The sequence below is a fragment of the Pantoea sp. SS70 genome, assembly GCF_029866845.1.
Classification (GTDB): Bacteria; Pseudomonadota; Gammaproteobacteria; order Enterobacterales; family Enterobacteriaceae; genus Pantoea; species Pantoea leporis.
The window spans coordinates 2,901,389-2,922,813 of the sequence record NZ_CP117199.1 but is presented as its reverse complement, the minus strand read 5'-3'; the positions used below and the strand labels follow the sequence as shown (position 1 = coordinate 2,922,813).

Annotated in this window: 24 protein-coding genes, 1 tRNA gene and 2 pseudogenes; 19 read left to right on the top strand and 8 right to left on the bottom strand. The window is 51.1% G+C overall.

Annotated features, from left to right (window positions below):
- The first annotated feature begins 223 nt into the window (after positions 1 to 223).
- A complete protein-coding gene (locus PO881_RS13500) occupies positions 224 to 463 on the top strand; it encodes a hypothetical protein (RefSeq protein ID WP_008101313.1) in 240 nt (79 codons plus the stop codon).
- Between the two features lie 38 nt (positions 464 to 501).
- Here PO881_RS13500 and PO881_RS13495 read toward each other — a convergent pair whose 3' ends face one another.
- Complete coding sequence (locus PO881_RS13495; protein ID WP_280171926.1) at positions 502 to 1,401, bottom strand: EamA family transporter; 900 nt, start codon at positions 1,399 to 1,401, stop codon at positions 502 to 504.
- Positions 1,402 to 1,581: 180 nt separating this feature from the next.
- Here PO881_RS13495 and PO881_RS13490 point away from each other — a divergent pair, with 180 nt between their 5' ends.
- Together PO881_RS13490 and PO881_RS13485 are read left to right on the top strand one after the other, a co-directional pair.
- A complete protein-coding gene (locus tag PO881_RS13490) occupies positions 1,582 to 2,451 on the top strand; it encodes an AraC family transcriptional regulator (protein WP_280171925.1) in 870 nt (289 codons plus the stop codon).
- Between the two features lie 106 nt (positions 2,452 to 2,557).
- Positions 2,558 to 3,220 carry a hypothetical protein gene (locus PO881_RS13485; protein ID WP_280171924.1) on the top strand — a complete coding sequence of 221 codons (663 nt, stop codon included), beginning with the start codon at positions 2,558 to 2,560 and terminating at the stop codon, positions 3,218 to 3,220.
- 171 nt (positions 3,221 to 3,391) lie between these two features.
- Here PO881_RS13485 and PO881_RS13480 read toward each other — a convergent pair whose 3' ends face one another.
- Positions 3,392 to 3,787 (bottom strand): single-stranded DNA-binding protein, encoded by a 396-nt coding sequence (locus PO881_RS13480; RefSeq protein WP_280171923.1) that lies wholly within the window; start codon positions 3,785 to 3,787, stop codon positions 3,392 to 3,394.
- Positions 3,787 to 4,185, bottom strand: a pseudogene (locus PO881_RS13475) (ERF family protein); the annotation flags it as partial. The pseudogene PO881_RS13475 and the gene PO881_RS13480, both read right to left, overlap by 1 nt.
- A 208-nt stretch (positions 4,186 to 4,393) precedes the next feature.
- Between PO881_RS13475 and PO881_RS13470 the strand changes: the two are divergent.
- The 4 genes from PO881_RS13470 (at position 4,394) to PO881_RS13455 (ending at position 6,429) form a co-directional block, all read left to right on the top strand.
- A complete protein-coding gene (locus PO881_RS13470; protein ID WP_280171922.1) occupies positions 4,394 to 4,783 on the top strand; it encodes a DUF2612 domain-containing protein in 390 nt (129 codons plus the stop codon).
- A gap of 39 nt (positions 4,784 to 4,822) precedes the next feature.
- The gene (locus tag PO881_RS13465) at positions 4,823 to 4,990 is read left to right on the top strand and encodes a hypothetical protein (protein WP_280171921.1); all 168 of its coding nucleotides are present in this window, start codon (positions 4,823 to 4,825) and stop codon (positions 4,988 to 4,990) included.
- 169 nt (positions 4,991 to 5,159) lie between these two features.
- Positions 5,160 to 5,645: a hypothetical protein gene (locus tag PO881_RS13460; RefSeq protein WP_280171920.1), complete on the top strand. Its 486-nt coding sequence runs from the start codon at positions 5,160 to 5,162 to the stop codon at positions 5,643 to 5,645.
- Between the two features lie 367 nt (positions 5,646 to 6,012).
- Positions 6,013 to 6,429, top strand: coding sequence for a tail fiber assembly protein (locus tag PO881_RS13455; protein WP_348273502.1), 417 nt, complete (start codon positions 6,013 to 6,015; stop codon positions 6,427 to 6,429).
- Between the two features lie 126 nt (positions 6,430 to 6,555).
- Here PO881_RS13455 and opgB read toward each other — a convergent pair whose 3' ends face one another.
- Positions 6,556 to 8,844 (bottom strand): phosphatidylglycerol--membrane-oligosaccharide glycerophosphotransferase, encoded by a 2,289-nt coding sequence (gene opgB / locus PO881_RS13450; protein WP_280171919.1) that lies wholly within the window; start codon positions 8,842 to 8,844, stop codon positions 6,556 to 6,558.
- 65 nt (positions 8,845 to 8,909) lie between these two features.
- Entirely contained in the window at positions 8,910 to 9,461 is a 552-nt protein-coding gene (pgsA, locus tag PO881_RS13445) for a CDP-diacylglycerol--glycerol-3-phosphate 3-phosphatidyltransferase (protein ID WP_280171918.1), read from the bottom strand.
- 538 nt (positions 9,462 to 9,999) lie between these two features.
- On the opposite strand from pgsA, the gene PO881_RS13440 reads away from it, so the two are divergent.
- The 3 genes and pseudogenes from PO881_RS13440 to PO881_RS13430 all read left to right on the top strand — a co-directional run bounded on the left by PO881_RS13440 (position 10,000) and on the right by PO881_RS13430 (position 11,789).
- Positions 10,000 to 10,239: a DNA polymerase V gene (locus PO881_RS13440; protein ID WP_280171916.1), complete on the top strand. Its 240-nt coding sequence runs from the start codon at positions 10,000 to 10,002 to the stop codon at positions 10,237 to 10,239.
- A pseudogene (gene umuC, locus PO881_RS13435) lies at positions 10,239 to 11,493 on the top strand (translesion error-prone DNA polymerase V subunit UmuC). Before PO881_RS13440 ends, umuC begins: the two are co-directional and overlap by 1 nt.
- A complete protein-coding gene (locus tag PO881_RS13430; RefSeq protein ID WP_280171915.1) occupies positions 11,490 to 11,789 on the top strand; it encodes a hypothetical protein in 300 nt (99 codons plus the stop codon). The pseudogene umuC and the gene PO881_RS13430 overlap by 4 nt, the downstream one beginning before the upstream one ends.
- Positions 11,790 to 11,796: 7 nt before the next feature.
- Here the strand turns inward: PO881_RS13430 and PO881_RS13425 are convergent, their stop codons facing one another.
- The 3 genes from PO881_RS13425 to PO881_RS13415 all read right to left on the bottom strand — a co-directional run bounded on the left by PO881_RS13425 (position 11,797) and on the right by PO881_RS13415 (position 14,193).
- Positions 11,797 to 12,954, bottom strand: a complete 1,158-nt coding sequence (locus tag PO881_RS13425; protein ID WP_280171914.1) for a tyrosine-type recombinase/integrase — start codon at positions 12,952 to 12,954, stop codon at positions 11,797 to 11,799.
- A gap of 162 nt (positions 12,955 to 13,116) precedes the next feature.
- Positions 13,117 to 13,191 (bottom strand) — tRNA-Arg (locus PO881_RS13420).
- A gap of 87 nt (positions 13,192 to 13,278) precedes the next feature.
- Entirely contained in the window at positions 13,279 to 14,193 is a 915-nt protein-coding gene (locus tag PO881_RS13415; RefSeq protein ID WP_280171913.1) for a formate/nitrite transporter family protein, read from the bottom strand.
- Positions 14,194 to 14,436: 243 nt separating this feature from the next.
- Here PO881_RS13415 and ccmA point away from each other — a divergent pair, with 243 nt between their 5' ends.
- The 9 genes from ccmA to ccmI are packed head-to-tail and all read left to right on the top strand — an operon-like array spanning position 14,437 to position 21,392.
- Entirely contained in the window at positions 14,437 to 15,051 is a 615-nt protein-coding gene (ccmA, locus tag PO881_RS13410; protein WP_280171912.1) for a cytochrome c biogenesis heme-transporting ATPase CcmA, read from the top strand.
- Positions 15,051 to 15,710, top strand: coding sequence for a heme exporter protein CcmB (ccmB, locus tag PO881_RS13405; RefSeq protein WP_192411449.1), 660 nt, complete (start codon positions 15,051 to 15,053; stop codon positions 15,708 to 15,710). The genes ccmA and ccmB overlap by 1 nt, the downstream gene beginning before the upstream one ends.
- A 57-nt stretch (positions 15,711 to 15,767) precedes the next feature.
- Positions 15,768 to 16,508 (top strand): heme ABC transporter permease, encoded by a 741-nt coding sequence (locus tag PO881_RS13400; protein WP_277973854.1) that lies wholly within the window; start codon positions 15,768 to 15,770, stop codon positions 16,506 to 16,508.
- Entirely contained in the window at positions 16,505 to 16,738 is a 234-nt protein-coding gene (gene ccmD, locus PO881_RS13395; RefSeq protein WP_110866542.1) for a heme exporter protein CcmD, read from the top strand. Before PO881_RS13400 ends, ccmD begins: the two co-directional genes overlap by 4 nt.
- Positions 16,735 to 17,220, top strand: a complete 486-nt coding sequence (ccmE, locus tag PO881_RS13390; protein ID WP_008101293.1) for a cytochrome c maturation protein CcmE — start codon at positions 16,735 to 16,737, stop codon at positions 17,218 to 17,220. The genes ccmD and ccmE overlap by 4 nt, the downstream gene beginning before the upstream one ends.
- Positions 17,217 to 19,175, top strand: coding sequence for a heme lyase CcmF/NrfE family subunit (locus tag PO881_RS13385; RefSeq protein ID WP_101763613.1), 1,959 nt, complete (start codon positions 17,217 to 17,219; stop codon positions 19,173 to 19,175). Before ccmE ends, PO881_RS13385 begins: the two co-directional genes overlap by 4 nt.
- On the top strand, positions 19,172 to 19,729 hold the full coding sequence (locus PO881_RS13380; RefSeq protein ID WP_101763614.1) for a DsbE family thiol:disulfide interchange protein: 558 nt from the start codon (positions 19,172 to 19,174) through the stop codon (positions 19,727 to 19,729). The genes PO881_RS13385 and PO881_RS13380 overlap by 4 nt, the downstream gene beginning before the upstream one ends.
- On the top strand, positions 19,726 to 20,181 hold the full coding sequence (locus PO881_RS13375; RefSeq protein ID WP_101763615.1) for a cytochrome c-type biogenesis protein: 456 nt from the start codon (positions 19,726 to 19,728) through the stop codon (positions 20,179 to 20,181). Before PO881_RS13380 ends, PO881_RS13375 begins: the two co-directional genes overlap by 4 nt.
- The gene (ccmI, locus tag PO881_RS13370; RefSeq protein WP_280171911.1) at positions 20,181 to 21,392 is read left to right on the top strand and encodes a c-type cytochrome biogenesis protein CcmI; all 1,212 of its coding nucleotides are present in this window, start codon (positions 20,181 to 20,183) and stop codon (positions 21,390 to 21,392) included. Before PO881_RS13375 ends, ccmI begins: the two co-directional genes overlap by 1 nt.
- Positions 21,393 to 21,425 lie beyond the last annotated feature (33 nt).

Sequence of the window (21,425 nt, the reverse complement as noted above, 5' to 3'; positions counted from 1 at the left end):
GCTCTCGCGCGTGCGGGGGATGCAGAGGCGTGAATGAACCGGATGGTGGAACGAAATGCAGTAAAGCGGGTATGAATGGCATTGTGATGACAGTAAGTGATGTCATTTAAGCCGTAGCGGTTGCTACGGGTAACCATCTGTAAGTGTTTGTATCGATCGCGCCGTATCGCCTGCAAAGTTGTGGATGTTTGCCAGGCTTAGAATTCATTCAAAAGGAGGAAATATGAAAGACCGAACATATGAATCCGCGTCAAATGAGGATGAGGTTTGCTGCATTATCGGTCAGGCGGTGATCGAGTTAAGCGATGAGCATCAACCAGTGAATAAATCCACGTTGTCGCTGAAATTACTGGCAATGGCCGACCGCGACAAAGATGATGAACGCGTCCTGCTTTACTGGATTGCCAGAAAAGCCATAACTAAACCTCACCAGCTCAATATCGGCGTTCAGGGCTGGCGCTAGAGGAACAAAAGAGCGGGCGCAATGCCCGCTCTCGTTATTTATGCGGTCCGTAATCGGCCCATCGTCGGCCAGCGTACAAACATCACCATGTTCCCCGCCAGAATCATCACCAATCCGACAATCGCATTACTGTGCCAGTGATAACCTTCATAAAGCGTGGAGAGCGTTAGCGCCACCAGCGGGAACAGCAAAGTACTGTAAGCGGCCTGACTGGCACCAATACGGCCCACCAGCGTGAAGTAGGCCCCAAATCCCACAACCGAACCAAATATCGCCAGGTAGCTCATCGCGCCTAACCACTGCATATTCAGCGCTGGCGCCAGCGAATCGCTGTTAATTAATGCCAGTGCGGCCATCACCAAAGCGCCATACAGCATCGCGTAGCTATTGGTGGTTAACACATCACGCTGACGGCGTTGATGGCGCAGCGAAATCATATTGCCGAAGGAGAAGCCCAGCGTGCCAAGCGCGCTGAGGCCCACGCCCCACAGCAACTGTGGAGCCGGATGCGCCGCCTGAATATCATTCCAGAACAGTGCGACAATACCGCCCAGGCCAAGCACCGCCGCTGGCAACAGGCGAAACGATGGGCGCTGACGGAAGAAGATCCAGCTATTAAGCGCGTTATACAGTACAGCCATCGAGAATATCACCGACTCGAGTCCGCTGCTGATCCACGCGGCAGCATGATAGAAGCAGACAAAGTTGAAGCCAAATACGCAGCAGCCCTGCAGCAGACAAAGCAGATGATCGCGCTTATCCAGCGTTCGCAGCCGACGCAGCAGTTTGAGGATCACCAGCATCACCAGCGATGCCAGTAAGAAACGCCAAAATACCGCCACCAAAACGGGCGTATCGGCCGCTTCCTGCTGTAGGAAAATGGCAATCCAGGTGGTTCCCCAAATCATCACCACGGCAAGGTATAACATCACATTCATAACGCACTCTCCGACATAATCTGGCCCGCAGTGTGGCGTGAAAAGCAACCTGCGGCTTGCACGTTTTTGCGCGGCAATTGCAAAATCTTGCGCTTTTTACTTCTGTGTCCGGCTGTGGCCTGTTTTCTGTCTGCGGAGATCCGTACACTGGGCGCTAATGAACTTCGAGTGATATGAACCATGGCCGATTACCAGACCTTCAACATGCTGCAGCGCCACAAAGCGCAGCTGCGCGACAGTGTGCAGTTGTCGAGCGGCATTAAGCTGGCGGCCTGGTTTAACAGCGGCGATCGCGTCACCAATCTTAGCGATCATCATACGCTGAGCCTGTATACCGCCGACGGCTATGAAACCTGGCATAAAACCCAAAACGGCTGGCGCAACGGCGGCGGCCCGGATCGCTTTTGCCTGATGCCCAGCGGGGTAGAATCGGTGTGGGATATTCGCGCCGATTTGTCGTTTGTGCATCTCTATTGCACCGACGAACATCTGCGGCATTTGGGCGAGCAGATTTGGGATCGCAGTCCGTCGCAGCTCAATCTGCATGAAAAGATCTTCGCGGCGGACGATCGCATCACCCAACTTTATCGCCACTTCTTGCTGAGCACCGACTGGCAACAGCCAGCGAACCAATTGATGCTCAGCAGCGCATCAACGTTGCTGATGACGCATCTGCTGCAACGCTACAGCGATGTGCAATGGCAAGCGCCGCAGGTGCGTGGCGGACTGGCGCCCGCCGTGTTGCGGCGAGTCATGGCGTATATTGATGCGCAGCTCGATCAGCCATTAACGCTGGCGCAACTGGCAGCCGAAGCGGCGCTGAGCGAATACCATTTTGCCCGCATGTTCCGCAGCAGCGTTGGCGAGGCCCCGCATCAATATGTGATGCGCCGCCGCATGGATGCGGCGCTGCAGTTGCTGAAATTCAGCCGTTTACCGCTAACAGAAATCGCACTGCGCTGCGGTTTTCACTCCTCGAGTCACTTCAGTAACCGCTTCCGTCAGCTGCATGGCGTGACGCCATCGGCATGGCGCCAAGATCAAGTCTGATTACGATCTCACTTTTAAAACGTTGTAATCGGCTGCAAGAACCCCTTTTTTTTTCTGAACACATCTCTCAATTAGGCATTCTCAAACTCAGTGAGGCATTTTTTCCATGGATTTTGGAGTAGGATGCTTTGCAGGAAAATTAAGCTATCACATTGATTACAATGACAAGTTACAAGAGGCTGTAATTATGGAAAAGCGCGTGTCAAAGCTGGAAGCGGATATTGACGATATCAAAACCGATATGGCAGTAATGAAAACGGATATCGCGGTGATTAAATCGAATTACGCTACTCAAATTCTCTTGGCTCCCATCACTCAACTCTCTCTGCTTGACCTGCGCGTGCTTGCCAGCCAATCCAGCATCCATTCATATAAGCTCGCAGGTATCCATCGCCATCACGCTGAGCGATTACGTCTTCTGTTGTGGTGTCTCTTGCCCACATCCCGGATGATTGCCAATGCTTCAGATACCACTTCTCGAAGTTTAGGCGTTCCTGAGAAATCTCAATATCTTCACTCATCATTCTTACCCCTCATTCGCCAACCGGGTACAGGCCAGCGTCGATTAATCTGCCGCGGCGCTGTGCCGCTACTCTTGTCTTACTACGCCAAAGCGTCCGCGAATGGTGTTGGTAAAGTCGCGCCATTCGTAATCGTCGACTTTCTTCGTCACGATTATTTGTGGCAGAGGTGGGCGCTTCGACATCTCGTAATGCTCGCGCCGCTCAATCTCTTTGATGTAGAACGATTCCTTTCGTTCGGGCGTTAAAAGGCGAGGGTTGGTCAGCACCGACAGCCTGCGCCTGTAAGGCCGCCATTACGCCATCCAGCACTTCCTGCTTACGACGCTTTATCTCTTCGTCAGCTGCGTCTAAGCGTGACAAATGCGCCGGTTTTACCGGTGAATGGTTCATGATGGAGGCCTTATTAGTGGGTTAAATCAGAAAGGGATCGAATCGTCGTACGCAGGTGCGGTAGATTGCCCACGAGCTTGCGGCTGATTCGGTGGCGCTCCGTTTCCCGATTGTTTCGGTGGCAGGTCGATGTCACGAACCAGAATGGTAGGGATGGATGCCTTGCTGCCATCATCGCGATCCCATTCCTCAAGAACAAACTCACCGCTTACCGTAACCTTTGCGCCCTTGGTGATGCCCTGCGTTAATTTCTCGGCCATCGCACCGAACATTTTGCACTGCAGCCAAGAGGTTTTTTCTTTGTCGCCAAATCCAGATTTAGCCGGAAGAGAGAAGGTGGCAATGTGCTTGCCGTTCGGGGTGACGCGCAACACGGCATCCTTGCCGACGTTACCGGAAATTGTGATCGCATTGATTGGCATTATGCTGCTGCTCCTTCCAGTTCGGATTCCCTGATTTCGTAAACTTCTTTCGCCTTTGCTTGCTCCGGGGGGCCATCAAGCATCTGCCATGCTTTAGCGAACGCTTGTTTCAACTCTTCCAGGGTTGCCTTCTTCATCGCAGCTTCAGTGAGCCTAGCCAGCGCGGCATCCGGTGCTGGCTTGGCTTTCTGTTGTGGCGCCACTTGATGAACTTCAGCATCAGGATCAACTGCGGTTTCTTCCGTTGGAATACAGAACGCCTGAAACGCTGCGTACTTGTAAGCGATCGACATGGCCTTATTAGTCGCCTTATCTCCGCTATCCATGGCCTCACCGTATGTCGTCACAGTGTGAATGCTGCCGTCCTCAGTGCTTACGAAATCGAAATCACCCCGCACCGTTAAACGTCCTGTCAATGACCATCAGCATCAACGGCACGAATTACAGCCCATCCGTTGAATACGGCGTTGACCAGATACCTTCCCTTGATGCCAATGATATAAGCGTAACCCTCTTATGAAGAATGTGAGAGACACAATCCTCACACAATACACCGCCAGCCCTAACCTCCGAAGCCTGATTGAATAATTTAATACCACAATGGATATGACGGAATTCACCGAAGAATTCCTCACGACCATCTGGGATATCTCAACGGCGGAAGATTACGGCGTGGATGTGTGGCGCAAGATAGTCGGCGTTTCCAGGCTGCTTAATGTGCCGCAGCAAACCACTAATTTCGGTTTCGACGAAGCTTTCATCAGCGCTGCCGATGACTCACCAAAACCGTTCGATGAGGCATCGTTCTATGAAGGCCTGCAACTGACAACAACGGTCAGGCTGGCAAATGATGGTTACAGGAAGCTCATCCTTGTAAAGGCGATGGCAAACATTACTGACTGCTCGATACCTTCACTGAATAACGCCCTTAATTATCTCTTTGAAGGTGAAGGGGATGCGTTTGTGGCGATCACCGGCGTGATGTCGATGAGCTAAGTATTCAGCTTCAACCTGTCGCCGGTTGAATGGGCGATTTTGCTCAACTCCAATGCGATCGCCAAGCCTGCCGGGGTGAGCGTCAGCATTATGTCACGCGATTTCAATAACACATTTGGCTTCGCCGAGGCTGATATGCAGCCATTCGAAAGCGGAATGTTCTTCCCCGATTCAGGAATTCAAAATGCAAACCAGCTCACAGCCTAAATTACTTCCAACCCCGTTCGCAGATGCGGGTTCAAAGCAGGACATTCCAAACGACTCTCAGGTGGGTATTGCGGCTGACCGCGCCTCTTATAGCAATGGTTTCCTACCGTTGACGCGCACCACATGAGCAGCAGGTGGTGTACCTCCGTTCGGTACTGACTTTAATGGCGTGCTTAATGATATTACTGCTGCGGTTCGCTGGTCGCAGGCTGGCGCAGGTTATCCATTCAACCCTACCTTCAACACTGCAGTATCTGGCTATTCAAAAGGCGCAAGAATACCCAACTCGAGACTTGATGGTTTCTGGCTTAACACAACGGATGGTAACAGCGTCAACCCTGAAAACACCACGTCAGCTTTGACTGGCTGGGTTCCTTCTAGATTTTATGGGGCAACTGCAATCACTGGATTATCAGGATCGAGTATTACGCTAACAACTTTGCAGGCAGGTCGTGAAAGAATAACTCTATCCGGAGCGCTAACCGCTAACATAAACCTTATTGTTCCAGCTTGGCGCAAAAATTGGGCAATCATAAATAATTGTTCTGGCGCGTTCAGTGTCACGGTAAAAACAGCTAGCGGCACCGGCGTGGCTGTTCATGCAGGCACGCTAGCGTACGTTTTGCGTGATGGCGCTAATGTAACTAGTGATTAAGGCACTGCAGCATTTCGTACCGTTGGGGTTGGAAACAATCAGATTCCTGATAACTCATTTTTCGCAGGATTACTATTTTCAAACGGATACCAAAAACTGCCTAACGGTTTAATCATTCAGTGGGGGACAGCCACAGGGACGGCCGCAGGAAACTCAACGGTATGCACCGGAATACTTCCCCTTACGTTCCCTACAGCCAAGTTGCAAGTTTTCGAAACTCTAGCTGACAAGTCTTCCGGGGTGACAACATCATTAGTGATATTATATTCAAACGCCACATACTTTACAGACCTCGCCACGGCAAAACTTACAGTTGTATCACCAGATTCCACCGGCACAATCACCGTTAGATACTTTGCTATAGGTTATTGAAATATCTAAATATTATTCAAAAGCATCAGGTGGGTTATACGATAAAGAAATTCACTGCGACGGAATCCCTTCTAACGCAATTGAAATCAGTGATGATGAGTGGAAACGCCTGCTAAATGGCCAGTCAAGCGGTAAGGTGATCGGATCTGATGCGAATGGTAAACCAGAACTTCAAGAACCTACTGCATTAACTCATCAACAGCAAATTGATGCCGCCAATGAGGCTAAATTTAACCTGATGCAGTCAGCAACCAATGCCATTGCTCCGCTTCAAGATGCAGTTGATTCAGGTGAGGCTAACCAAAATGAAGAAGCACAATTAAAGGCGTGGAAAAAGTATAGGATGCTTTTGATTAGAGTAGAAACATCCACGGTGTCAGATATTGAATGGCCTGAAAAGCCATTAAATTAATTTTTATATATAAAATAATAAGGCCCGACTTGCGGGCCTTATTTTAATCAAACATCATTGCTAATGATGCAGCCAAGCCAATTCCACATAATATAACAACAAGTAAAGCTTCTAACATACATTACCCTATTTTATATTACTTACAATTAAGTTTCTTAATCCTATACCCAATACTCTGGCATCTCCACTTTCTCCATTGGAAAGCGGAGATGAAGGATGTAAAGGCGTAATCACAATTTTGTCTGATCGCTGTCTGTTAGCAAATGAAAGACTCTGGATGTTTCCAATAGTCTTGAAGTCGACCCGTTTCGTTTCATTTCCAATTTTGATATCAACTAACCCCCCATCGCCGTCTTTGTATGCACCAGCCTCTAACTCGATCCTAACATCCTCAGGAAGTGGATTTTTAGTTTCAATAATTACTGATGCTCCCTGTAAAGCGTCACTCCATCTTCCCCAATCCTCCCGATGAGACAAGCCTGAGATATCTTTTACGTACTCCGGCATTCCTGGGTAACTAAAGTCAATTTTGTTTCCAGGATATCGTAACTCGTGAAGGGGAGTCTTAAGTTGGGCAATGCGATCTTTGAAGTTAACGTCAGAATTTGTAGCCTTTGATAAATCATAGGTGAATTTTTCAGTGTCGCCTTCGACCTTACTCAAGGTTATTCCACCATCGTTTTTTCCATAAGCAACGCACAGCCCCGGCTCAATTTTGTTAGAGAATACATGGGTAATCTTGAAGCAGTCATCCACCCATAAAAACTGGGTACCCTTTTCAAATTCTGATAGCTGCGTGGCCAATGAGATGCTTACATCCTTGTCGAAATATGGTTCAACTAAGTCTTTTTTTATTTTGAAGAGAACCGGCAACTTATATGACGTTTCAGGAAGTTCAATTTGCATAGAAGATACAGTTACTTCGAAATTTTTTATTGATTTAGGAAATCCCCATAAGGCAATAACAGCGTTTTTCCATGAGTTCACCTTTTCAGCCATATCCGGGAATTTGTCATAAAGAGTTTCGCTTTTAAACGAGCTTCTTCCCAATCCTATGCGTGATTCACCGCCTATTGCATCTAATACCGTCGCGCCATTATCGATGCTACTTCTTTGTTTGCTTAAATCAACTTTTCTGAGACTATCATCGCTATCGATAAGCATGAATAAGTTTCTACGTGGGTGAGAAATTAACGCATCGTATGCGGTGTTATTCATGGCTAGGTGGTCAGATGAAACAACAATAATAGTGTTTTTAAACTCAGGTGAAGATCTTACTTTTTTAACGAAATTAGCAATTTGTTCTTGTGAGCAGAAAACAGCCGACATAGACGAATTGGATTGTGCATTAAACAAATATCCTTGTTTACTACATGTTTTATTAACAAACCCGTCAGGATGGTGAGTGTCAACAGTCAGCAAGAAAAGACCAAACGGTTTTTTACTTTTTGAGAGTTCTTGATATTTTTTAAATGCAATATCTAGAACTGTATCATCATACCATCCCCAATCGTTTACATAAGAACGGTCAGCTACATCTCCGGCTAATTCTTGGCGTCCAAATACATGGTCAAACCCATGGTTATGGAAAAATAATCTTTTTCCTCCAAAGTCAAGGTCTGCCCCTTGATAAAAGTAAAGATCATAACCTGATTTTTTTAGTATATCCCCAAGGCATGTTGTCCCCGGGAAGAAAGAGGATAGAGAGTCTGATGAATTGCCAGAGAATGGAGCAAATAAGGGTATGCCACACTGTGATGCTACTATTCCAGCTATAGTGTAGTCAGTTCCTGGCAATTGAATTGTGTTGCTAAAATCGTATGATTTGTCTTTTATAGATGAAAGTTCGCCCGTCAGGTGAGGAAACCAGGATTCATTGAAATACGTTCTTTCAAGGCTTTCACCGTAGATATAAATTACATTTTTGGACGGTTTTTTTCCAAAATAAGAAGGGGTAATGTAATGTTCCGAAAAATCCTGAGATCCACTAATTCTGGAGTTTATTATTTTATAGATTCCGGATATCCCAGGGTTAATTGCGATCGAGGAAAGAATTAAAATGAAAATTTTAAGTGTGTTTATTTTCTTTGGTGTGGATAAAGTTTTTGGCTTAACATTCAAAGACCGCCACACCATGAATACCATGCACAAGAAAGCAATTAAGATAATTGAGAATGGAATTATATATTTCTGGATTCCAGCGCCCTTCATGTCACTGAGAAGAGTATAAACAACTGATTCATTTATTCCTGCTCCTGTAAAATAATTAGCGCCAACATAAAAGCAGCTAATAAATAATACAGTTGCATATAGGGCTGTTATAAATATTCTTTCTGCGACTTTAGGTGATAAAAACCTTCTTGTGAAAATTAGTGAAATAATCAATAAAACCAGTGAAATAAACAGATTAAGCATTTTTAATTCTCAACTTAATAATTTATAATGTTTTCAGATAATATAATTATCTTTTCAATTTAACTTTATTCTTGATTTGCAAGGGATCCTCTTGCAGATTTCAAGTAGCCATACATAGAGTAAATTGTCAAAGTGGTTGAAGCATATAATGCTACCATTCCAATTGATGTCATCATTATCCCGCTTCGGCATAAAAGTGTTGTTATACAAATCATTTGCAACGCAGTTTTTGCTTTACCTGCTCTTGAAACCCTTACTACGTTTCTCGCCCCCTGTTCAGCCATCCATTCTCTTAGGGCGGAAATGATAATCTCGCGTGCGATCATAAGTGCTACGGGGATGGTAACTAACCATGAGTGAAATTGCTCAGCTATAAGAACTAACGCTATAGTGACCAAAATCTTATCAGCCACGGGGTCAAGAAATGCACCGAACTTGGTAGTCTGATTAAGCTTCCGAGCCAAGAAACCATCAATCCAGTCTGTCACCGATGCAACAAGGAATATTAAAGCAGCCACAACTGGAGACCAATCAGTGTTCATATAGAAAACGATAATGAAGAATGGTATTAAAAAGATCCTGAATAAAGTCAATAGGATAGGTGCGTTAATTTTCATATCTTAAATAAGTATGGTATGAGCGATATTGTATGTTCCTACACATTACTTTTTATGACAAGACTAGGTTGTCAGAATTATTATTTTTAAGTTAGCTTTTTTTAAAATTCGCTCTTTGACTTGCAAGGGCTCTGTGCTGGACTGCCAGAATGGTTACATTGCTAAACTACTTGCAAAGGAGAGGAGGTGAAAATGAGGGGCAAAAAAACCGCTACTAGTAGCGGGAGAAACTTATATTCAGAACTAACTATATTATTTGATAACAATCATACCAACATTTTCCTCGATTGTAATCTTTTTGTCACAATGTTTGACGCTTATGAAGTAGGGAAGAATGAAAAGCGATTACACCCCTAGTTAAGCTGCTTGCGGGTCATGGGAGGGATGTTAGAGCTAGGCTGATGACTCGGGCATCAACTCCCACATAAATTTCCTTCCTCGCCAATCCCTTCGCAAAAACCTCCATCAATCGACTTGATCGATCCCACCGATCGATATTTCTGTATTTATACAGTATCCATCAGGGAGGGAGATGACCATGACCCGCGACTACGAAATCATGTTGGCTTTTAAGCAGGCTATGAAGCGATATGCCTCAGGCCGATTTACTATCAGCACGCTCGACTTTGTGAGCGAATTGGAACGGCTGAACTGGCATTACACGCTTCGCGCCGCCAATAGATGGATAGAGATGCACACGACGACCTTACGTGACATTTCAACAGCTGATGGTGATGAGCGCGTGTTTCAGGTATTCAATCCAAACGGCGGAATGTGATGTTTGCGCTCGTTGATGTGAACTCGTTTTACGCAAGCTGCGAGACGGTGTTCAGGCCTGATTTGCGAGGTAAGCCGGTTCTGGTGCTCAGCAACAATGACGGTTGCGTCATTGCCCGCAGCGCCGAAGTGAAAGAGCTGAAAATCCCGATGGGTGCGCCTTACTTCAAGCTGAATGACGAAATCCGCCGGCACAAGATTCACGTGTTTAGCAGTAATTATGCGCTCTACGCTGACATGAGCAACCGGGTGATGACCATTCTCGAAGATATGGCGCCGTCGGTTGAGGTCTATTCAATTGATGAGGCATTCATGGATGTCACCGGACTGGACAGACTGCAGTCATTCGATGAGCTTGGTCGAAAGGTGAGAGCGCGTATAAAGCAGGAGGCGCACCTCACTGTTGGCGTTGGCATTGCACAGACAAAGACGCTGGCTAACCATGCTGCAAAAAAGTGGACGAAGACCGGCGGCGTGCTTGACCTGTCGGACGCTGAGCGCCAGCGCAAGCTTATGGCGCTGATTGACGTAGAGGATGTATGGGGAATAGGAAGGCGAATCGCCAAACGACTAAAAATCATGGGTGTTAACACAGCTCTGGATTTAGCGAACAGCCCGATCAAGCTGATGCGCGATAACTTCACTGTCGTAATGGAAAGAACCATCCGTGAGCTGCGCGGCGAGCCATGCCTCGAGCTGGAAGAATTCGCACCGACGAAGCAGCAAATAGTTTGCTCCCGTTCCTTCGGCTCACGTATCACCGAATACATGGATATGCGCCAGGCGGTTTGCTCGTACGCAGAACGCGCTGCTGAGAAGCTGAGGCGAGAACGCCAGTATTGCCGACAAGTTGCCGTGTTCGTCCGTACCAGCCCGCACGCTGAAGGTGAGGTGTTCTACGGCAATCAGGCAATGGGCCGACTGCTCACGCCGTCCAACGACACGCGCGACATCATCCGGGTTGCGATGCAGGGACTCGACCACATATGGCGCGACGGGTGCCGGTATATGAAAGCAGGCGTCATGCTGGGCGACTTTTACAGTCAGGGCGTGTCTCAAGCTCAATCTCTTTGATGAATTTAAGCCACAGGCCAACAGCGAATCGCTAATGCGCGTCGTTGACGGTCTCAACCAGAGCGGGAAGGGGAAATTATGGTTTGCAGGGCAGGGTATTCAGAAATCCTGGGAGATGAAGCGCGAAATGTTGTCTCCTGCATACACAACCAGACTGTCGGACCTGCCAGTGGCGAAGTGACGTTTATCCTTCAGCCGCTGAAGTACATCCTGTCTACCCGTGAGACTTCCAGCATGGTGGAGCTGAATGGCCGCAGGTGCATAATCGATAGGCAGCGTTACCCGGTAAACGGCGACACTGTGCTGATTGATATGTCAGGCATGTATGAATGGGCGATGATCATGATTCACCCGCGGCGCCTGATTACCGACGATGGCGCATTCCTGATGGATGACCTGCTGGAAGATATTGCGGTGGTGGGAGTGGTAACGCATGAAATCACGACCATGCATGAGGATGACAGGCCGACGATTTGAGGGGGCATTACGCCCCATTTCCTTCCAGATAATCCGCCCACCACTGCATCATCTCCCTGCGTTTTTCCAGGTACTGCGCGTGGTTATAGATGCCGCGAATGTTATTGCGATCGACGTGAGCCAGCTGGCGCTCTATCGCATCATGCGGCCAGCCGTGCTCGTTCAGAATCGTGCTGAACTGGTGCCGGAAACCATGCCCACTGGCAAGCCCCTCATAGCCGATCTGGCGAATTACCAGCAGCACGGCCGCGTCACTGATTGATTTGGATTTGTCATTGCGACCGGGGAATACGAATGCCGAGGTGGAGGTGATTGGGTGCAGGAACTTCAGCAACGCCTTTACCTGGCGTGACATCGGCACCACGTGCTGCTTGCGATTTTTCATCACATCCGCAGCGATCGTAATCAGGTCGTTTTCGAAATCGACGTCTGTCCATTGCATACTACGCATCTCTTTGGTGCGCAGGGCGGTGAACTGAAGAATTTGGGTAGCTACGCGGGAAATCACGCTGCCTGAATAAGTGGCGAGCGCTGCGTTAAACGCTGGTATCTGGTCGGCTGGCAGGAACGGATAGTTCTGTTTGCGGTAGCCCTTCATTGCATCAGCAAGGTCTGGCGCCGGATTGTATTTGCAACGCCCGGTAACGACTGCATAGCGAAACACTTCACCGCAGCGGCGCCGCGCTTTGTTGGCTCGCTCCATCGCGCCCCGATCCTCAAACCTGCGCAACACCTTCAGCAGAGCCATCGGCTCAATGTCATCCATCTGCAGCTTGCCAATATAAGGAAGGATGTCATCATCAAACATGCGCCTCAGTTCACTGGCGTACTTCTCAGACCAAACCTGTTTCTTATGCTTGTACCACTCCTCGAAAATTGAACCAAACGAGTCCGGTTCTTTTCCCTTCTGTTTTTTCTTCACGGCCGGATTAAGGCCAATAGCCAAATCGCGTTTCAGCTCAAATGCCATGCTCCTGGCATCCGCCGGGCCAATCTCCGGATACTTCCCGATCGTGTGCACCTTCTCTTTTCCGTCGAACTGGTAGCGCACCTGCCAGACCTTCTTTCCTGATGCCGGTACATAGAGGAATAGTCCGTTTCCATCTGCAACCCTGTAAGGCTTCTCTTTGGGTTTTGCAGCGTCAATCTGCTTGATCGTGAGCATTGGGTAAAATCCGGGTGGGTAAAATTGATTCACCCAGAATTTACCCAGCCAATAGTCTGGCTGTCAACGAACTATGGCGAACGATTGCGAACGGTAATTTGGGTGAGTGCTTGGTGCAATGGGGTTTTAGCGAACGGGGAAGGATGGGTGCGAACTGCTATATGGTGTCCCCTGCAGGAATCGAACCTGCAACTAGCCCTTAGGAGGGGCTCGTTATATCCATTTAACTAAGGAGACGCCGGGCGCGCAGTATAGCGCACCGCGAACCTGATTTTAACTATGCAGCGGTTGTTTGCTCAATCTATCAGCAATTTAAGACCAGGCTTACGCCTGTTTTTGCTTATCTTTCCGCTTCTGTTCCGCACGCGCTTTGGCTTTCGCCGCTTCACTCATGTCGTTACGAATCTGCGCATGGCTGATCAACGCAAATATCAGCGTACCGCCCGTGATGTTGCCAAGCAGCGTAGGCAAGGCAAATGGCCAAAAGAATTCGTACCACGGCAGCGTGCCCGCAAACACCAGATATAGCACCTCGACCGAACCGACCACGATATGCGCTAAATCACCTAACGCCACCAGCCAGGTCATCATCACAATCACTACAATCTTTGCGCCACCCGCATACGGGAACATCCACACCATGGTGGCGATAATCCAGCCTGATATCACCGCATTAGCGAACATTTCGCTTGGTGAGTTCACCATCACTTTTTCACTGATGGCGGTAAAGGCCTGACGCGTCGCATCGTCGAATATTGGCATATGATTAAAGGCCAGCGCCCCCAATGCAGTGCCAATCAGATTGCCGAGCAGCACCACGCACCAGAGCCGTAACAGCAGCGCAAAGTTGCTGCCGGTCGGTTTGTGCATCACCGGCAAAACGGCGGTAACGGTATTCTCGGTAAACAGTTGCTGGCGCGCCATAATCACGATGACAAAGCCAAAGGTATAACCCAAATTTTCCAGTAAAAATGCGCCCGGCACGCCTTTAAGATGGACCTGAAAAATGCCTTTCGCCATCAGCGAAGCGCTCATTGACAGTCCCGCCGCAACCGCGGACCAGAGCAGCGCCATGCCGTCACGCTCGAGCTCTTTTTCCCCATCCTGGCGTATCTCTTCATGAATCGCCGCAGCCTGCGAGGGCAGGGCATCTTCATCGACTTCTATCTCCTTACCTTGCTCCTTCTCATCACTCTCTACATCGTTGTCACTGTTTGAAATCGATGGTGATTGTTTCATGTTTTCCTCAGGTGATAATGCCATTGCGTCATAAGCGTAGCTGGTTTTTGCAAGGTCGATTTGTTACGAAGATTCAAATTAAGAGTAACGAAATTTTAACTGAGTTGGATTTTTGAGCAATTTGTTGATCTGGGGCGCACGAATACCCCATTTGGGGTAAGTGGGAGCCAGCTCACAGACTTCGGCCCACAGATTCAATGTGGTATTATCCCCGCCTCATTCATTGCCGCGATTCTCCCTTCTATGCTCGAAGTCATTAATCTCTCATGCGTTCGTGATGAGCGAACCTTGTTTCATGGGTTGAGCTTCCGCGTGCAACCGGGTGACATTGTGCAAATTGAAGGGCCAAACGGAGCCGGGAAAACTTCGCTGTTGCGCCTGCTGGCCGGATTAAGCCGGGCGGAAGAGGGCGACGTAACGTGGCAGTCACAGCCCCTTCGTCAACAGCGCGAAGTATGGCAACAAAATCTGCTCTATCTTGGCCATCACCCCGGCGTGAAATCGGTACTCTCACCGCTAGAGAACCTGCATTTCTGGCACGGTAGCAGCAAAGAAGACGCGATTTATGCCGCGCTAGAGCAGGTCGATCTGCTGGGCTTTGAAGAAGTGCCGGTGGCACAACTCTCCGCCGGACAGCAGCGGCGCGTGGCATTAGCACGCTTATGGCTTAGCCCAGCGTCGATATGGATCCTCGATGAACCCTTAACCGCCATCGATAAAGGCGGTGTGGAAAAATTAATGGCGCGATTCGTCAGCCATGCCGATAACGGCGGAGCGGTGATTCTGACCACGCATCAGGATCTGCCCGATCACAGCGCGCGCGTGCGTAAAATTCGTCTTACTTCGGAGTGGGCTTGATGTTAGGCCGGGTCATTCAGCGTGAATTAAAAATCGCCTTTCGTAGCGGCGGGGAAGTGATCAATCCGCTGTGGTTTTTCCTGATTGTTATCACGCTGTTTCCGTTAGGTATCGGACCGGAGCCACAGCAGCTGGCGCGGATTGCGCCGGGCGTGGCGTGGGTTGCCGCGTTACTGGCCTCATTGCTGGCGCTGGAACGGCTGTTTCGTGACGATTTTCTTGATGGTTCGCTTGAGCAACTACTTCTGTTGCCGACGCCGCTGCCGATCACGGTGCTGGGCAAAGTGATTGCGCACTGGCTGATTACCGGGCTACCGCTGATTTTATTGTCGCCGCTGGCAGCATTGTTGCTGTCGCTAGATTTTGCCGGCTGGCGCGCGATGGCATTGACGTTATTACTTGGCACGCCAACGCTGAGTTTTCTCGGCGCGATTGGGACCGGATTAACCGTTGGGTTGCGGCGCGGCGGCGTATTACTGAGTTTGCTGGTATTGCCGTTGTCGATACCGGTTTTGATATTCGCCAGCGCGGCGATTGATGCCGCCGCAATGGGATTGCCGATCGGGGGTTATCTGGCGATTCTTGGCGCGATGCTGGCGGTAAGCGCAACGCTGTCGCCGTTCGCGACGGCAGCGGCCTTGCGTATTAGTCTGCATTAATTCGTGCCGCCCCAGAGCGGTCGAAACCTGAATTCTCTTTATTGTGAGCTATGCAAAATGTGGAAATGGTTACACCAGTGGGCAAAGCCTGAGCGGCTTTACCAGCTATGCGGTCGCTTTATTCCGTGGTTCGCGGTGCTGGGTGTTGGCACGCTGTTACTCGGTTGGGTCTGGGGATTCGGCTTTGCACCGGCGGATTATCAGCAGGGCAACAGCTTCCGGATTATGTACATTCATGTGCCTGCAGCGATGTGGTCGATGGGCGTGTATGCATCAATGGCTATTGCGGCATTTATCGGCCTGGTGTGGCAGATGAAGATGGCCGATCTGGTCTCAGCGGCGATGGCGCCGATTGGCGCGGTGTTCACCTTTATCGCGCTGATTACCGGCTCCGCCTGGGGTAAACCGATGTGGGGAACCTGGTGGATCTGGGATGCACGCCTGACATCTGAGCTGGTGCTGCTGTTCCTCTATATGGGCGTTATCGCGCTCTATCACTCCTTTGAAGACCGCCGCACCGCCGGGCGCGCCGCCGGCATTTTGATTCTGGTTGGCGTGGTTAATCTGCCGATCATTCACTTCTCGGTGCAATGGTGGAACACGCTGCATCAGGGCTCATCAGGCATTCTGCAGCAGGCTATCGATCCAAGCATGCGCACACCGCTGCGCTGGTCCATTCTCGGTTACCTGCTGGTGTTTGGTGCGCTGACCTTAATGCGCCTGCGTAATTTGATTCTATTCACCGAGCGTCATCGTCCGTGGGCGATTGATGTGGCGCAGGGAGGAAGCAAATTATGACGCCAGCCTTTGCATCGTGGAGCGATTTCTTCGCCATGGGCGGCTATGCCTTTTACGTCTGGCTCGCCGTTATCCTCACGTTGATCCCGTTATTCGGTCTGGTGCTGCACACCGTGCTGTTCCGCCGCCGTTTGCTGGCGGAAATTCGCCAGCGTCAGTCCAGGGATCGCCGCATTCGCGCGGCTAAATCGAAAAAAGCTGCCAGTGGAGCAGCGGGAGAATCCGTGTGAATATCCGTCGTCGTAATCGCCTCTATGTGGCGATCGCGGTGTTGATCGGGCTTGGCCTGGCGACCGCGCTGGTGATGTACGCGCTGCGTTCCAACATCGACCTTTTTTATACCCCGAGTGAAATTATCAACGGCAAAGGTGAAGATCATCAGAAGCCTGAGCCGGGCCAGCGCTTGCGCATTGGCGGCATGGTGATGCCGGGCAGCGTAAAGCGCGATCCGAAAACGCTCGCCGTCTCTTTCAAACTGTATGACGCCAACGGCGTGGTCAGTGTGACCTATGAAGGCATTCTGCCGGACCTGTTCCGTGAAGGGCAAGGCGTGGTAGCGCAAGGCGTGCTGGAAGAGGGCAATCTGGTGAACGCCAAAGAAGTGCTGGCGAAACACGATGAAAAATATACGCCTCCCGAAATTGAAGATGCCATGAAGAAGAATCACACAGGACCTGCAGCAGCCTATCAGCAGTCGGGTGCGCAATCATGATGCCAGAAATTGGTAGCTTTCTGCTGTGTCTGGCGCTGGCTTTAGCGCTCCTGTTGAGCGTCTATCCGTTGTGGGGCGCTGCGCGGCAGGATGCGCGTTTGATGGCCATGGCGCGCCCGTTGACCTGGGGCATGTTTATCTGTGTCGCCGCCTCTTTTGTGGTGTTGGTGCACGCCTTTGTGGTGAATGACTTTACCGTTGGCTATGTCGCCACCAACTCCAACACCTTGCTGCCGGTCTATTATCGCATCGCGGCAACCTGGGGGGCGCACGAAGGTTCACTGCTGTTGTGGGTGCTGCTGCTCAGCACCTGGACGCTGGCGGTGGCGATCTTCAGCCGTGGAATGCCGCAGGATGCGCTAGCACGCGTGCTGGCGGTGATGGGCATGATTAACCTCGGCTTCCTGCTGTTTATCATTCTCACCTCGAATCCATTTACCCGCACCTTACCAAACTTCCCGATTGACGGGCGCGATCTCAACCCAATGCTGCAGGATATCGGGCTGATCTTCCATCCGCCGCTGCTGTACATGGGTTACGTCGGCTTCTCGGTGGCCTTTGCGTTTGCCATTGCCTCGCTGATGGCCGGACGTCTGGATACCGCATGGGCGCGCTGGTCACGTCCGTGGACCACCGCCGCGTGGGTCTTCCTGACCATCGGTATCGTGCTCGGTTCGGCGTGGGCTTATTACGAACTCGGCTGGGGCGGCTGGTGGTTCTGGGACCCGGTCGAAAACGCCTCTTTTATGCCGTGGCTGGCCGGAACAGCGCTGATGCACTCGCTGGCGGTGACGGAAAAGCGCGGCAGCTTCAAGTCGTGGACGGTGTTACTGGCGATCACCGCGTTCTCGTTAAGCCTGCTTGGCACTTTCCTCGTGCGCTCCGGCGTGCTGGTATCCGTGCACTCGTTCGCCTCCGATCCGGCGCGCGGCATGTTTATTCTCGCCTTCCTGGTGATTGTGATTGGCAGCTCGCTGCTGCTGTACGCGCTGAAAGGTGGTCAGGTGCGCAGCCGCGTACAGAGCGAAGCCTGGTCACGCGAATCCTTCCTGCTGGGTAACAACGTGCTGCTGATCGCCGCGATGCTGGTGGTGTTACTCGGTACGCTGCTGCCGCTGGTGCATAAACAGCTCGGTCTCGGCAGCATCTCGGTGGGTGAACCGTTCTTCAACACCATGTTTACCTGGCTGATGGCACCGTTCGCGCTGATGCTCGGTATCGGTCCGCTGGTGCGCTGGCGTCGTGACCAACCACAGAAACTGTGGAAACGCCTTGGCGTGGGCCTGTTAGTGACGCTGATTCTGTCGATCGCCCTGCCGTGGCTGCTGCAGGATCGCATTGAGGCGATGACGGTTATCGGCCTGCTGATGTCGATCTGGGTGATTATGTTGACGTTGATGGAACTGCACGAGCGCGCCACCCATCGCCACTCTTTCTTCAAAGGTTTACGCCATCTATCGCGCAGCCATTGGGGCATGGTGCTGGGGCATTTAGGCGTGGCGGTGACCGTGGTCGGTATCGCCTTTAGCACCCAGTACAGCGTTGAGCGTGATGTGCGCATGAAGGCGGGTGATACCGTTGATATCCACAATTATCACTTTACCTTCCACGGCGTGCGCAACCTGCAAGGGCCGAACTACAGCGGCGGCGTGGCGGTGATTGAAGTGACGCGTAACGGCAAGCTGGAAGCGGTGATGCAGGCGGAAAAACGCTTCTATGCAGCCGCGCGCACCATGATGACCGAAGCGGCGATCAGCGGCGGTTTCACCCGCGATCTGTATGCGGCGCTGGGCGAAGAGCTGGATGACGGTTCGTGGGCGGTGCGGATTTACTACAAACCGTTTGTGCGCTGGATCTGGTTCGGCGGCGTGTTTATGGCGGTGGGCGGCTTGTTCTGCCTGTTCGATCCGCGCTATCGCTCACGTAAAAAAGAGCAGCGCGAGGAGCTGGCATGAACAAAAAAATCCTGTTTATCCCGTTAGTTCTGTTTCTGCTGCTGGCCGCGGCGCTGCTGTGGCAGCTGTCGCGAAATGCCAACGGCGATGATCCAACGCGTCTCGAATCAGCGTTGATCGGCAAACCGGTACCCGTATTCAAACTGGAAGCGCTCGATCAACCCGGCAAAATCTACGATCAGCAGGTGCTGACCGACGGCAAACCGATTCTGCTCAACGTCTGGGCAACCTGGTGCCCAACCTGCCGCGCGGAGCATCAATACCTCAATACGCTGGCGGAAAAAGGCATTCGCGTGGTTGGCCTCAACTATAAAGACGATCGCACCAAAGCGGTGACCTGGCTGAACACGCTGGGCAATCCTTATGCGCTCAGCCTGTATGACGGCAACGGGATGCTCGGTCTCGATCTCGGCGTTTACGGCGCACCGGAAACCTTTCTGATCGACGGCAAAGGGATCATTCGTTATCGCCACGCAGGCGACATGAACGATCGCGTCTGGCTCGAAGAAGTGAAACCGCTGTGGGACAAATACAACAAGGAGGCGGGCGTATGAAACGGCTGCTTCTATTGTTAGCGGGCATTCTGCTCAGCACCAGCCTATGGGCGGCGATTGATACTTATCAGTTCGATTCGGTGCAGCAGGAAGAACAATACCGCGATCTCACCGCATCGCTGCGTTGCCCGAAATGCCAGAACAACAGCATTGCCGATTCCAATGCGATGATCGCGTCGGATATGCGTCTCAAAGTCTACGAGTTGATGAAGCAGGGCGAAAGCCGCCAGCAGATCATTGATTACATGGTGGCGCGTTACGGTAATTTCGTGACGTATGAGCCGCCGGTAACGCCTTCCACGCTGATTTTGTGGGTGGGGCCAGCGCTGTTTGTGGTGCTGGGCGCGCTGATCATTATTCTGCGTAATCGTCGCGGCAAAGCGCGTAGCGAACTCGACGACAGTGAACAACAGCGCCTTGCGGCGTTACTCAAGCGTGACGGGAAGCCGTAATGACTGGATTCTGGATTACCCTGATTATTTTACTGCTGGCGGCTATCGCGCTGTTTCTGCGTGCCGGCTGGCGTCAGCGCGAGGCCAGCAGTGGCGATCGCGATCGTCTCAACACCGATTTCTATCAGCAACGCCTGCGCGAGCTGGAGCGTGATGAAGAAGAGGGCGTGGTGGCTGAGCGCCCGGAAATGGTGCGCGAACTGCAACAAACACTATTAACTGATGTGCCGCAGCAGGATGCCGCGACCATTCATCGCAGCAGCCGCTGGGTGTTGCTGCCGGGCGTGATTGTGCTGCTGGTGGTGTCGGTTGGCATGTATCTGAAAACCGGCGGACTTACGCAGCAAACCGCGTTTGTCAGCGTACAGCAGGAGTATCCTGCGTTACGTGCGCGCGTGATGGATCCTAAAGCTCAGCCGCTGACCATGGAAGAGTTGGCGCGTCTGCAGCTGGGTCTGCGCAGCTCGCTGCAGCACGACGCAACGAACCTCAACGATTGGGCAATGTTGGGCCGCTTAGGGATGGTGCTGAATAATGCTACCGATGCCAGCCAGGCATTTGAACATGCGCTACAGCTGGCGCCAGACAATATCGAACTGCAGCAGGATTATGCCGAAGTGCTGACGCGCTCCAGCGATCCGCAGGATAACCGTCAGGCCAACGTGTTGCTGAAAGCGCTGCTTAAACGCGATCACAGCGATGTGCGCACGCTGAGTCTGCTGGCGTTTAACGCCTTTGAACAGCAGCAGTACAACGAGGCGATTGGTGCATGGCAGGTGATGCTGAAACTGTTACCGGCAGGCGATCGTCGCATCACCATGATCGAGCGCAGCATTGAACAAGCGAAAACCGACGCGGGACAGCAAAATAGCAGCCTGGCATTGACGGTGAGTTTGACGCCGCCGGCAGAAAAAATGTTACCGCAAGGCGGAGTGTTGTATATTTCTGTGTCTGACGGTGTTTCACCGGTGCCTGTGGCTGTGAAGCGTTTACCGCTGAGCCACTTTCCGTTATCGCTCACGCTCGATGACAGCAATGCCATGATGCCCGATCGCCTGCTTTCGGCACAGCATCAGGTACAAGTCAGGGTGCGCATTTCGCGCGATGGCAGTGCCAATCCACAGTCTGGCGACTGGTTGGGTTTAAGCGCGGTCACACCCTGGGATGGTCATCAGCAACTGGCTGTGGAAATTAATCAACAGCAGCCCTGAAGCGATACCTTACTGATCCGCACAGGGAGAGAA

Bases quoted from the DNA above. Each gene is read 5' to 3' on its own strand.
- PO881_RS13500 (WP_008101313.1), top strand. From the start codon at position 224: ATGAAAGACCGAACATATGAATCCGCGTCAAATGAGGATGAGGTTTGC.
- PO881_RS13495 (WP_280171926.1), bottom strand. From the start codon at position 1,401: ATGAATGTGATGTTATACCTTGCCGTGGTGATGATTTGGGGAACCACC.
- PO881_RS13490 (WP_280171925.1), top strand. From the start codon at position 1,582: ATGGCCGATTACCAGACCTTCAACATGCTGCAGCGCCACAAAGCGCAG.
- PO881_RS13485 (WP_280171924.1), top strand. From the start codon at position 2,558: ATGGATTTTGGAGTAGGATGCTTTGCAGGAAAATTAAGCTATCACATT.
- PO881_RS13480 (WP_280171923.1), bottom strand. From the start codon at position 3,787: ATGCCAATCAATGCGATCACAATTTCCGGTAACGTCGGCAAGGATGCC.
- PO881_RS13470 (WP_280171922.1), top strand. From the start codon at position 4,394: ATGACGGAATTCACCGAAGAATTCCTCACGACCATCTGGGATATCTCA.
- opgB (WP_280171919.1), bottom strand. From the start codon at position 8,844: ATGCTTAATCTGTTTATTTCACTGGTTTTATTGATTATTTCACTAATT.
- pgsA (WP_280171918.1), bottom strand. From the start codon at position 9,461: ATGAAAATTAACGCACCTATCCTATTGACTTTATTCAGGATCTTTTTA.
- PO881_RS13440 (WP_280171916.1), top strand. From the start codon at position 10,000: ATGACCCGCGACTACGAAATCATGTTGGCTTTTAAGCAGGCTATGAAG.
- PO881_RS13425 (WP_280171914.1), bottom strand. From the start codon at position 12,954: ATGCTCACGATCAAGCAGATTGACGCTGCAAAACCCAAAGAGAAGCCT.
- PO881_RS13415 (WP_280171913.1), bottom strand. From the start codon at position 14,193: ATGAAACAATCACCATCGATTTCAAACAGTGACAACGATGTAGAGAGT.
- ccmA (WP_280171912.1), top strand. From the start codon at position 14,437: ATGCTCGAAGTCATTAATCTCTCATGCGTTCGTGATGAGCGAACCTTG.
- ccmB (WP_192411449.1), top strand. From the start codon at position 15,051: ATGTTAGGCCGGGTCATTCAGCGTGAATTAAAAATCGCCTTTCGTAGC.
- PO881_RS13400 (WP_277973854.1), top strand. From the start codon at position 15,768: ATGTGGAAATGGTTACACCAGTGGGCAAAGCCTGAGCGGCTTTACCAG.
- ccmD (WP_110866542.1), top strand. From the start codon at position 16,505: ATGACGCCAGCCTTTGCATCGTGGAGCGATTTCTTCGCCATGGGCGGC.
- PO881_RS13385 (WP_101763613.1), top strand. From the start codon at position 17,217: ATGATGCCAGAAATTGGTAGCTTTCTGCTGTGTCTGGCGCTGGCTTTA.
- PO881_RS13380 (WP_101763614.1), top strand. From the start codon at position 19,172: ATGAACAAAAAAATCCTGTTTATCCCGTTAGTTCTGTTTCTGCTGCTG.
- PO881_RS13375 (WP_101763615.1), top strand. From the start codon at position 19,726: ATGAAACGGCTGCTTCTATTGTTAGCGGGCATTCTGCTCAGCACCAGC.
- ccmI (WP_280171911.1), top strand. From the start codon at position 20,181: ATGACTGGATTCTGGATTACCCTGATTATTTTACTGCTGGCGGCTATC.